Origin of the sequence: Psychrobacter pasteurii (assembly GCF_900162815.1) — a bacterium.
Lineage (GTDB): Bacteria > Pseudomonadota > Gammaproteobacteria > Pseudomonadales > Moraxellaceae > Psychrobacter > Psychrobacter pasteurii.
The window spans coordinates 1-10935 of record NZ_FUGD01000152.1 but is presented as its reverse complement, the minus strand read 5'-3'; the positions used below and the strand labels follow the sequence as shown (position 1 = coordinate 10935).

At 41.5% G+C, this 10935-nt stretch carries 12 protein-coding genes; 6 read left to right on the top strand and 6 right to left on the bottom strand.

The genetic code is table 11. The annotated features are described in order from the left end of the window. Positions 1-259 (top strand): zinc ribbon domain-containing protein (locus tag A1232T_RS12785; RefSeq protein ID WP_077449756.1); only part of this gene is annotated, 259 nt, incomplete at its 5' end. Between the two features lie 352 nt (positions 260-611). On the opposite strand, the gene groL is transcribed toward A1232T_RS12785, so the two are convergent. Both groL and A1232T_RS12775 read right to left on the bottom strand, forming a co-directional pair. Then, positions 612-2261, bottom strand: coding sequence for a chaperonin GroEL (gene groL / locus A1232T_RS12780; protein ID WP_077449755.1), 1650 nt, complete (start codon positions 2259-2261; stop codon positions 612-614). 141 nt (positions 2262-2402) lie between these two features. Beyond that, complete coding sequence (locus A1232T_RS12775) at positions 2403-2693, bottom strand: co-chaperone GroES (RefSeq protein ID WP_028859774.1); 291 nt, start codon at positions 2691-2693, stop codon at positions 2403-2405. Positions 2694-3003: 310 nt separating this feature from the next. On the opposite strand from A1232T_RS12775, the gene A1232T_RS12770 reads away from it, so the two are divergent. After that, entirely contained in the window at positions 3004-3579 is a 576-nt protein-coding gene (locus tag A1232T_RS12770; protein ID WP_077449754.1) for an acyl-CoA thioesterase, read from the top strand. 114 nt (positions 3580-3693) lie between these two features. Beyond that, a complete protein-coding gene (gene iscX / locus A1232T_RS12765) occupies positions 3694-3900 on the top strand; it encodes a Fe-S cluster assembly protein IscX (protein WP_077449753.1) in 207 nt (68 codons plus the stop codon). Between the two features lie 103 nt (positions 3901-4003). Here iscX and A1232T_RS12760 read toward each other — a convergent pair whose 3' ends face one another. The 3 genes from A1232T_RS12760 to A1232T_RS12750 form a co-directional block, all read right to left on the bottom strand. Then, complete coding sequence (locus A1232T_RS12760) at positions 4004-4414, bottom strand: hypothetical protein (protein WP_077449752.1); 411 nt, start codon at positions 4412-4414, stop codon at positions 4004-4006. 27 nt (positions 4415-4441) lie between these two features. Continuing rightward, positions 4442-5650 carry a succinyl-diaminopimelate desuccinylase gene (dapE, locus tag A1232T_RS12755; RefSeq protein WP_077449751.1) on the bottom strand — a complete coding sequence of 403 codons (1209 nt, stop codon included), beginning with the start codon at positions 5648-5650 and terminating at the stop codon, positions 4442-4444. A gap of 74 nt (positions 5651-5724) precedes the next feature. Continuing rightward, complete coding sequence (locus tag A1232T_RS12750) at positions 5725-6573, bottom strand: 2OG-Fe(II) oxygenase (protein WP_077449750.1); 849 nt, start codon at positions 6571-6573, stop codon at positions 5725-5727. 231 nt (positions 6574-6804) lie between these two features. Here A1232T_RS12750 and A1232T_RS12745 point away from each other — a divergent pair, with 231 nt between their 5' ends. From A1232T_RS12745 to menA, 3 genes are all read left to right on the top strand, one after another. After that, a complete protein-coding gene (locus A1232T_RS12745; RefSeq protein ID WP_077449749.1) occupies positions 6805-7680 on the top strand; it encodes a 23S rRNA (adenine(2030)-N(6))-methyltransferase RlmJ in 876 nt (291 codons plus the stop codon). Positions 7681-7798: 118 nt separating this feature from the next. Then, the gene (pssA, locus tag A1232T_RS12740) at positions 7799-8605 is read left to right on the top strand and encodes a CDP-diacylglycerol--serine O-phosphatidyltransferase (RefSeq protein ID WP_077449757.1); all 807 of its coding nucleotides are present in this window, start codon (positions 7799-7801) and stop codon (positions 8603-8605) included. Between the two features lie 28 nt (positions 8606-8633). Next, complete coding sequence (menA, locus tag A1232T_RS12735; RefSeq protein WP_077449748.1) at positions 8634-9626, top strand: 1,4-dihydroxy-2-naphthoate octaprenyltransferase; 993 nt, start codon at positions 8634-8636, stop codon at positions 9624-9626. Between the two features lie 13 nt (positions 9627-9639). Here the strand turns inward: menA and A1232T_RS12730 are convergent, their stop codons facing one another. Next, complete coding sequence (locus A1232T_RS12730; RefSeq protein WP_077449747.1) at positions 9640-10746, bottom strand: RNA-guided endonuclease InsQ/TnpB family protein; 1107 nt, start codon at positions 10744-10746, stop codon at positions 9640-9642. Between the last annotated feature and the right edge of the window lie 189 nt (positions 10747-10935).

The following is a 10935-nucleotide window of genomic DNA, read 5'->3' as shown; positions in this document are numbered from 1 at the left end:
TGAACTTAAACGACAACTGGAATATAAATGCAAGCATGCAGGTTGTCAGTTTGAGATCGTAAATGAGAGTTACACTACCCAGACCTGCTCGTGCTGCCATAAAATAAGTGACAGTAGTCCAAAAGGTAGAGCAGGTTTGCGAATAAGAGGATGGGCTTGTGCTGAGTGTGGCACATGGCATGATAGAGATATCAATGCTGCTAAGAATATCCTTGCGGTCGGGCTTGACCGTCTAGATGTAGGAATCCCCTCGGTTTAGCGAGGGGAGGAAGTCAATAAGGCCATATCTCTCCTGATGAACAAGTTAAATAAGGTTAAAAATTAGAAAATATACTGAATGAGAGTTCGATTTTAAAAAAGAGAGCATTTTATAAACCAGTGGCGCTCAGTAGTCAACCGCAGTTTAAGCCAAATTAATCAATTCAAATAAAATTTGTCGGTATTTGTTAGTAAGTAGCGTCACTATTATGAGTTAGATTATTTAGCCTTTATAATTAATGATAACGTTGCCTATAATCCCAAATTTCAATAATAAAAAACCCCGATAAGCGATTGCCTATCGGGGTTTTATTTACTGCACTAAGCGTATCATAAGTAAGTAGGGGAGATGATTACATCATGCCGCCCATACCACCCATGCCGCCCATACCACCAGCACCGCCCATGCCAGCCATAGCATCGCTATCGTCTGGCTTGTCAGTAATCATGGCTTCAGTGGTTAACATTAGACCAGCAACAGAAGCTGCGTGCTCTAGTGCTGAACGAGATACTTTAGCAGGGTCTAGGATACCCATTTCTAGCATATCACCGTACTCACCAGATGCTGCGTTGTAACCATAGTTACCAGAACCTGCTTTTACTTCGTTCACAACAACAGACGCTTCGTCACCAGCGTTGGTTACGATTTGACGTAATGGTGCTTCCATCGCACGGCGTAAAATGTTGATACCTGCGTTTTGGTCGTCGTTGTCACCTTGTAGGTCAACTAGAGCATTTAATGCACGAACCATAGCAACACCACCACCAGGTACCACACCTTCTTCTACTGCAGCACGAGTTGCGTGTAGCGCATCGTCAACACGGTCTTTTTTCTCTTTCATAGCTGTTTCAGTAGCAGCACCTACTTTAATTACTGCAACACCGCCTGAAAGCTTAGCAACACGCTCTTGTAGTTTTTCTTTGTCGTAATCTGAAGTAGATTCTTCGATTTGACGGTTGATAGACTCAACGCGAGCTTCGATGTCAGCTTTAGAGCCAGCGCCATCAACGATTACTGTGTTCTCTTTACCCACAGTAACTTTCTTCGCAGTACCTAAGTGCTCGATAGTAGCGCTTTCTAAGCTTAAGCCTACTTCTTCAGAGATTACAGTACCGCCAGTTAGGATAGCGATGTCTTGTAGCATGGCTTTGCGACGGTCGCCGAAACCTGGAGCTTTAACCGCACAAGTTTTTAATCCGCCACGCATGTTGTTCACAACTAGTGTAGCCAGTGCTTCGTTTTCAACGTCTTCAGCGATGATTAGAAGTGGCTTGCTTTGCTGCATTACTTGCTCAAGTAATGGCACGATTTCACGGATGTTGCTGATCTTTTTGTCAACAAGCAAAATGAATGGGTTTTCAAATTCAGCAGTTAGGCTGTCTTGCTTGTTAGCGAAGTATGGGCTGATGTAGCCACGGTCGAATTGCATACCTTCAACCACTTCTAGTGAGTCTTCGAAGCCTGAACCTTCTTCAACAGTGATAACGCCTTTTTTGCCCACTCTTTCCATAGCTTCAGAGATAAGCTCACCAATTTTGGTGTCCGAGTTAGCAGAGATAGAACCTACTTGAGCGATGGCTTTAGAGTCGTCAGCTGGGGTAGAGATGTTATGAATCTCTTGAACGGCAGCAGCAACGGCTTTGTCGATACCACGCTTAAGATCCATTGGGTTCATGCCGGCAGCAACAGATTTCATACCTTCAACTAGAATGGCTTGAGCCAATACGGTTGCAGTCGTTGTACCGTCACCCGCTACGTCGTTAGTTTTGCTAGCAACTTCACGTACAAGCTGAGCGCCCATGTTTTCAAATTTGTTTTCAAGTTCGATTTCTTTGGCTACTGATACACCATCTTTAGTGATCGCAGGAGCGCCAAAAGATTTATCGATAACCACGTTACGGCCTTTAGGACCTAAGGTTACTTTTACAGCGTTAGCAAGAATGTTTACGCCGTCCATCATTTGTTTACGAGCGTCAATGCCAAATTTTACGTCTTTAGCCATGAGAATACTCTCCAGTTATTTTAGTTAATGAGTGTTAAGTTATTTTATTAGAGTTGAATGGAACTTCTTTGCTTAGCCAAATCTGTTTTTTGTAATAGTGGATTAGCTAAATCAAAAAAAGAAGGTTATTAATCCTTTAGATTAACCTTCTAATACGCCCAATACGTCAGACTCTTTCATAATCAATAATTCTTCGCCGTCAACTTTAACGGTTTGACCTGCATACTGACCAAATAAAACTTTATCGCCAACCTTAACGTCTAAAGCGCGTACTTCACCGTTTTCACGGATTTGACCATTACCAACAGCTAGAATTTCACCTTGTGAAGGTTTTTCTTGAGCTGAACCTGGTAATAAGATACCACCGGCAGTTTTTTGTTCTTCTTCCACACGGCGGACTACGATGCGGTCATGTAAAGGGCGAATATTCATTGTTCACTCCATTAAAAAGTCATTTAGTTAAAAAAAGGTACCCATATCACTCAGAAGATATTGTTATTTAGCAAAATTTCAAGGGTATAAGATTCAATTTTGCTATTGAGCTATGGGGCTGTCCTAAAAATGGGGTTTGATGACTATATTTTCAACCTTAAATAGGCAATTTTTTTATTAAGTCGACTGACAAGTGACTCAGGGGTGTATAGACTAACGCCTGTATTGAATTTATGCTTTGTGTAAGTTGTTTGATTTAACAGATTTAATATCCTTAAAAAACCTGATTTTCCTTGCTTGGAGACCAATAATGAATATGCTAATTCGCTTCTTTATAGTGATGGCGTTATTAAAACGTGAGCATTCGGAGTCGATTAAAAATTCTGGACAAAGTAAGACTGCGCAGAAAGAGGGAGATAATGCCGTAAAAGTCTCCACTGAAGATTTATTCCGCCCTTTTAGTAAAAGTTACCGAGTTTTACCTCACGACATGGGCTTTCGTAATCACTTACCTAATTATCGCTACTTATCTTTTATTGAAATTAACGTGACGGCTTGGCTGTATAAAATTTTAAAGAAAAATGGGTTGGGTGGGCTGAGTATGGACTGGATCATCTCAATGCAAGAGATGGTTTATCTAAAAGAAATTAAGTTCTTAAGCAAGATGACAGTGACCAGTACCTTGGAAGGCTGGGACGAAAAGTATGGTTATTTTCAGCATCACTTCTATGTCAAAGATACCTTGATGGCTATTGGGTTGACTAAATTTGTATTATTTAATAAAAAGGGCAAGCACTTGCCATCAAGCATTGGTATGCAAGGGGAACATTTAACTGAAGTTATTGAAACGTGGAATGCCAACCAAATAGCGATTAAGTCCCAGTAAAGTTTGGCTTTGATAAAACTGGCTATATACATGCTTTGATATTTGTTAGCATTAAGGGGATACCAGTTTTAGTTCACGCATTACTAAAAATACTTTCATAATAAGGAAACCACTATGAATCAGAAACTTAAATGGACCGACAGCTTAGATATCGCTATCGAACTTTATGAAAAGTTTCCAGATACCGACCCACAATATATTCGTTTTACTGATTTACACCGCTGGGTAACCGAGCTTGAGAACTTTGATGATGATCCAAATCGCTCGAACGAAGGTATCTTGGAAGCCATTCAGATGAATTGGATTGATGAAGCAGACTAATCTTACTATCACAATTTGACCGTAAAAAAGCCCGACGCTTAATAAGCGTCGGGCTTTTTTAATCAATAAATATTTGTAGTATTTAAATACTAGGTATGCCTAATTAATAAACACAAGGGTCGTGCTGATAAACCGACTCATCTAAACCGCCAATAGGCAGAGTGAGGTGTGATGAAGGAGTTACTACAACGCTTTTATCTATTGCTGTAGCTAATTTCTGCTCAATATCACCTTTTAAATCAGCAGGTATTTTTCTATAGAAACAAACACCAACCTCAATCTTCTGTTCATGTGGTTTAGTATTCATAAATACTATCTCACCCTGATACTTCTTAATAATAGGCACCATTGTGTCCCAGTCATTCTGCGCGGTATTTTTTGAGTCCGCGGCACTGTGCTGGTTGCCATGATTATCTAGTGACGTGTTAGTAGGCTCGGGCATAGATTGACAGCCGGATAATATAACGGCACTGCTAATTAGTAAATAAGACAATATTTTATAAAAACCATTCATCAGATAAACCTTTCTATATGACATGAGTTATGAGTCTAACAACAACTCTTCCAGCATCTTCTCATATATCTGTGCCAGTTTGCCTAAATCATCTACTTCGACTTTTTCATCCACTTGATGAATGGTCGCATTTCGCACGCCAAGCTCAACCACTTGCGCACCGGTTGGCGCAATAAAGCGCCCATCAGACGTACCGCCCGAAGTTGATAACTGAGTATCAATACCAGTCACTTCTTTAATGGCTACTTTACACGCATCAACCAGTTTACCCTCAGCGGTTAAGAAGGGATGACCTGATAACTTCCAGTCGATATCGTAAGTGGCTTCAGTATCAGTAAAATGTCTGTCTAAAATTTCATGGGTTTTGGCTCTTAATTCTTCTTCTGTGGTTTCAGTGGAGAATCTAAAGTTAAACACCACTTCTACTGTTTCAGGAATCACATTGTTAGCGCCTGTACCGCCATTAATATTAGAAATTTGCATGGTCGTGGCAGGGAAGTGGTCGTTACCTTCGTCCCAAACCGCGCTTTCAAATTCGGTTAGTGCTGGCAAGAGGGCATGAATCGGGTTGACTGCCAAATGCGGATAAGCGACGTGACCCTGTTTGCCGGTCACGGTCAAAATACCGCCTAGTGATCCACGGCGACCATTTTTGATGATATCGCCAAGTGTATCTGTGCTTGATGGCTCACCGACTAAGCAATAAGTGATTTTCTCGTTACGCGCCTCTAAGGCTTCAACCACTTTGACAGTGCCATTGATAGACGGGCCTTCTTCATCAGAGGTGATTAACATCGCAATCGAGCCGTTATGGTCAGGGTGTTTTTTGACAAAGCTTTCAGCAGCAACGGTGAAAGCTGCGATACCTGTTTTCATATCGGCAGCACCACGTCCCCAAAGATAGCCGTCTTTTACTGTCGGTTTAAAAGGCGGAATTTTCCAGTTATCAGGATTACCGGTTGGTACCACATCGGTATGACCGGCAAAACAAATGACTGGGTCACTGTTTCCACGTCTTAGCCATAAGTTTTTGACTTCAGCATGAAGACCAGTTGCTTGTTTGTCTCCAAAATACATAAACTCGCTATCAAATCCAAGCGGGCTTAATCGCTCAACCAACACATCTTGCGCCCCTTTATCATCAGGTGTCACAGAGTCACGGCGCATCAGCTCAATACTAAGTTCTAAGGTTTGCTGTTGATGGTTTGATTGGCCAATAGTGTCATTAGAACTCATAAAATCCCTTAAATATATGAAATAAAGTATAAATACTGATAGCCATAGGCGCTCAGAAATTGAAAAAAACAGCCTTAAATAGGCTCTGCAACTATCAAAGCTTCATCACTACGCAGCCAAGTGGCAATGGAGTAGCGCTGACGATGAGCTATCTCGACTTGATGTTGTAAATTACTGTCAAAAATTACCAAGCGATTGGTTTTAGGTAACAGTTGATGGTGTTGATTATGGCTATCTATGACAGAAAGCTGACCCCCATCGGAATCTTCCCACTCGTCATTTAAATAAAATACCGCAGAAACTACCCGCTCATCACGGCCGACTGGATTGTCAGAGTGCCACTTATAACCAAACCCTGGTGGATAACAGGCGTAATGCGCCTCGCTGTGACGGATACCGGCGAATAAAGTACGATTAAATAGATGAGCCAACTCATTCATACTTTGTAAGTAGTAATAACCTGCAAAAAAGTCTTTGGTGATCCAGCGAATTCGATCGCCGCGAATATCAGTCTTACGCACACCTTCAGCTAACTTTGCGTCGCGATAATCAATAAAGCCACTTTCCGCTTGTAACGCAAGGAGTGCCGTCTGGGAATATACGTCATCTATTACGATAAACCCATCATGGACGAAAATATCTAAAACCTCATCATTTATTCTTTGTTCCCAATTTGCCGAAAAATCAGAATAATCCAAAGTTTTTTGAGTTTCAGACAAATCTAAGGTAACTGATGAGCTGTGCTGCTGATCAAAAGGGGTATCAGGAGGTAGCTGCTGTAAGACTTGGTGAGCTTGTTTTTTAGAAACAGCCAAATCTTCTGGTAGCAGGGGTGGAGGAATGGCGGCTGTGACTGGATCTTGGAAGTTATAAGAGGTGGGGGTTAAGTTGCTTTCGATGGTCGTATTAACCACTTTAGTCATTGGCGGAATCTCTATTGTTCATATTTATAAAGCCTAAGACGGGCTTGTTTAAAACTGACAAGTTAATAAAGTAGTGAGGTTATAGTCAGTTTAACAGTAATTTAATGGCAATATGGAGGCCATAACAGATAACAGGCTATTAACCATTAATATACTTATTTTAAACCAGCTTATGCTACCATAGAACTAATTTTTGAAAACAAACCTTTCTACACTAAAACAAGCTAACTTATGAATTACAAACACGCCTATCACGCCGGTAATTTCGCCGACGTTGCAAAACACATTTTACTGGTTCAACTGCTTAATCAAATGAGCACTAAAGGTAAGCCATTTTACGCGCTAGACGCTTATGGCGGACGCGGTCTTTACTCATTAAGCAGTGAAGAGGCTCGCAAGACAGGCGAGGCCAAAGCAGGTGTGCAAAGAATTTTAGACGCTGACATCTCTGAAGCTCCTGATGCGGTACGTCAGTATGTGGATGATATTAAACAAGCACGTCAAACTTATGACAGACACGTTTATCCAGGCTCTCCATGGTGGATTGCCAATCATGTTCAACAAAATCCTGAGGTCAACGTCAGAGCTGAAGCATTCGAATTTAAAAATACCGAATACGATGCGCTAAATTATCAGCTTTATCAGTTACCTATTGGTATTCATAACCGTGATGCTTTTGAAGGTATTCCGGCAGTTATTCCGCCAGTAGAGCGTCGTGGTATTATTTTAATTGACCCTCCGTACGAGCAAGAACATAAAGACTTTACCCGTTTGGTCGAGCTGTTGGTTGCGACGATGACCAAATGGCCACAGGGGGTGTATGCCCTTTGGTTCCCAATTAAAAATATTGAAGCGGTTGAGCTTTTTTATAAAAAGATGAAGCGTACAGGTATCCGTAAGCAGCTATTGTGTGAGCTTAATATCTACCCTAATGATGTTGCGGTAGGTCTTAACGGAACGGGTATGCTGATTATTAATCCCCCTTGGAAGTTTGATCAACACGCTCGTGAAATCCTAAATTTCATCCAGCCTTTAATGCGTCCAGAAGATGCTCCTGAGCTACCACAAAGCCAAGCAGTAAGTGTTCGCTGGCTGGTAGGCGAGTAGCAGTTTGCTAAGCTGCTTATTATAAGTGGCTTAGCTTTTGATCAATAAAGGATTTAGTATGAAGACCCCACATAACTCGAGTTCAGAAGCTGTGCAGCCAGAGATCGTACAGTCTGATATGTCACCGCCTATTCGCCCTACCGAATCGGGTATAGAAGGTTTAGACACCTTAACTTTTGAGGTTATTGAGCAAGAAGTCGCTGATGGTAAGCCTGTGGTCAGTCGCGGAGTCTATTTGGCGCCTAACTTAATTACCACGCTTTCCTTATTGTCTGGGTTTTTCTCAATATTATCGAGTACTCAAGGTCATTTTTACAAAGCCTCACTAGCGATATTTTTATCCGCTATCTTAGATGGCGCGGATGGGCGTGTAGCACGCATGCTCAATGCACAAAGTCCTTTCGGGGAGCAGTATGACTCTTTAGCCGATATGCTAGCCTTTGGAGTGGCGCCTGCTATATTAATTTATAGCTTTGCGTTACAGCCCTTAGGTAGAGTAGGTATTGGTTGTGCCTTCATATTTACTGCTTGTGCAGCGTTCCGTTTGGCACGCTTTAATGTGCAAATCGGTGAGGTAGATAAGAAGTACTTTGTGGGTTTAGCTAGTCCATTGGCAGCTATCTTAGTAACCAGTGCTGTCATGGTAGCTATCGATCATAACTACTGGATAGGACAGTACGATGGGCAAGTTATGGTCATCGCTGCTATCTGGGTAGTTATTTGTGGTTTATTGATGGTCAGTAATATTAAGTATTACAGCTTTAAAGAATTTGATAGAAAAAAAGTACCTTTTGTGGCCCTTATTATTGGTGTATTAGTCATGGCCATCGTGCTTTATGATATTCCAGTGGGTATTTTAGCCATAGGGGTTATCTATGCCTTATCCGGTATATTTACTACCCTCAAAGCTAAGGTAAATCATTAATAGCGGTCATAGCCTATTACCTTAACTTATGAATAAGCCTGTCGCTTCCTCTACAAAAGCTTTATTACAAGCTACTCGTCCCAGAACCTTTCCCCTAGCCATTGCCAGCATTCTTTGCGGCAATGGCTTAGCTTTATCACAACTGGCCTTATCTTCTTCTATTAACGGGCACAATCTTGTGGTGTTTGCACTCACTTTATGGGTGGCGTTAGCGTTGCAGATTTTATCTAATCTAGCCAAGGATTATGGGGATGGTATTAAAGGGACGGATAATTTCAGAGCGGCTAGCAGTCCTGAGCGAATGACAGCACAAGGATTATTGCAGCCAAATCAGTTCAAACGACTAATCTTCGGATGGGCGTTAATTACCTTTGTTTCAGGGGTTGCCTTAATAGCCATTGGGTTTGATAATCTCCGCGATTTCCTTATTTTTCTAGCTTTTGGGGTTTTGGCCATTATGGCAGCTATGGCTTATACCATGGGTAAGCGGCCTTATGGTTATCGAGCTATGGGGGAGGCTGCGGTACTGATATTCTTTGGGTGGCTTGCCGTGCTTGGCAGCGTTTACCTACAAACAGGGCAGTTTTGGTTAAGTCATTTACTACCCGCTACTGGCGGTGGTGGGCTGGCAGCCTGTGTCTTGTTTGTTAACAATATGCGAGACATATATAGTGATAAGCAAGCAGGAAAAATAACCCTTGCTGTTTTATTGGGCGCTAACAGAATGCGATCAGGCTATGTGTTATTGATGGCATTGTCTCTTTTGTGTTATCTGCTATATGGGGTTGTCTATAATCCTTATAGCTTGATATGGCTATTAGCATTGCCTTTAATTGCTAAGCATCTAAGGGTTTTGTTTTCAGCACAAGTGATGGAGGAGTCTACCATCAGTACAGTTAATAGGGTTAAGGGTAAAATAGATACGGTACTGATAGGCAGCCAATTAAAATCCATCGTTAAGTTAACCCTTATCATTAACCTGTTATTCGTGCTGGGTATTGCTATAAGCCACTTGTTTTGACCTCCTCCCCTCGCTAAACCGAGGGGATTCCTACAGCTAGACGGTCAAGCCCGACCGCAAGGATATTCTTAGCAGCATTGATATCTCTATCATGCCATGTGCCACACTCAGCACAAGCCCATCCTCTTATTCGCAAACCTGCTCTACCTTTCGGACTACTGTCACTTATTTCAAGGCAGCACGAGCAGGTCTGGGTAGTGTAACTCTCATTTACCATCTCAAGCTGACAACCTGCATGCTTGCATTTATATTCCAGTTGTCGTTTAAGTTCAAACCAACCTGCATCGTATATCGATTTAGCCAGTTTGGTCATCGAATTGGTAAATGAGCGTGATTTTATATCACCAACCACAATTAAGGCATTATCTTTAACTAATTGGGTGGTGAATTTATGGATTAAATCTAATCTTGTGTTTTTAATTTTGGCATGAATGGCTTTAACACGCTTTTTATTCTTAGCACGCTGGGCTACTGCTAATTTATTCGCCCATTTTTGGGTCTGCTTAATAATTAGCTTGTCGCCATTTGATGTGGTTGCAGACTCTTTTAAACCTAAGTCAATACCAACGCTGCCCATACCACTTGCTTGTTTGGGGTAGTCTTTAACGGTAATACACGCATACCAACGATTACGACTGTCTTGTACAATCTCTAAGGTGTTAATTTGATATAGACTGAGGTTGTAGCTATCGAATACATCTATGATGAGCTTCTGACCTTTAGAGAGCGATAGCTGTATGGTTGATCTCAGTACTTTCTTTCCCGTTTGTCTTGTGCTTAGATACTTGATAGCAGACTTTTTAAAAGGTATCCAACCCAGTGATTTACGCTTGGCATCAGGACGGTTGCTGCGCCAGTTAAGCTTGGCTTTTTTAAATTGTTTTCGGGCCTTGGCGTGAGTCTCATTGATAGCTTGCAGTGTTTGACTGTGTAATCCTAAATACTCGCCACTTCCTTTGGTATACTCACTTAGATCATAAGCACTAAAAAACTTACCGGTACGTTTTAAATGCTCAAAGCACAGCGCATTAACATAGTTCCACACGAAGTTTACTGAACTGCTTAGCTGATTCAGCTCTTTTATGTGTTTGTCTTTAATGCGTAGCTTGAGGGTTTTCATACCTCCAGTATGGCGAGGTTAATTTTAACTTACAACCTTTTAAACACTACTCACGACAGTACATGTCGCCTTATATCCACCCCCTGAAGTGCATAGGTATCTACACAATTTATCATTGAGCATAAATTTGATAAAATAGCGCAGTATGGTATAGAGAAAATGATCCTAGATACGAGACTTATTAAACGT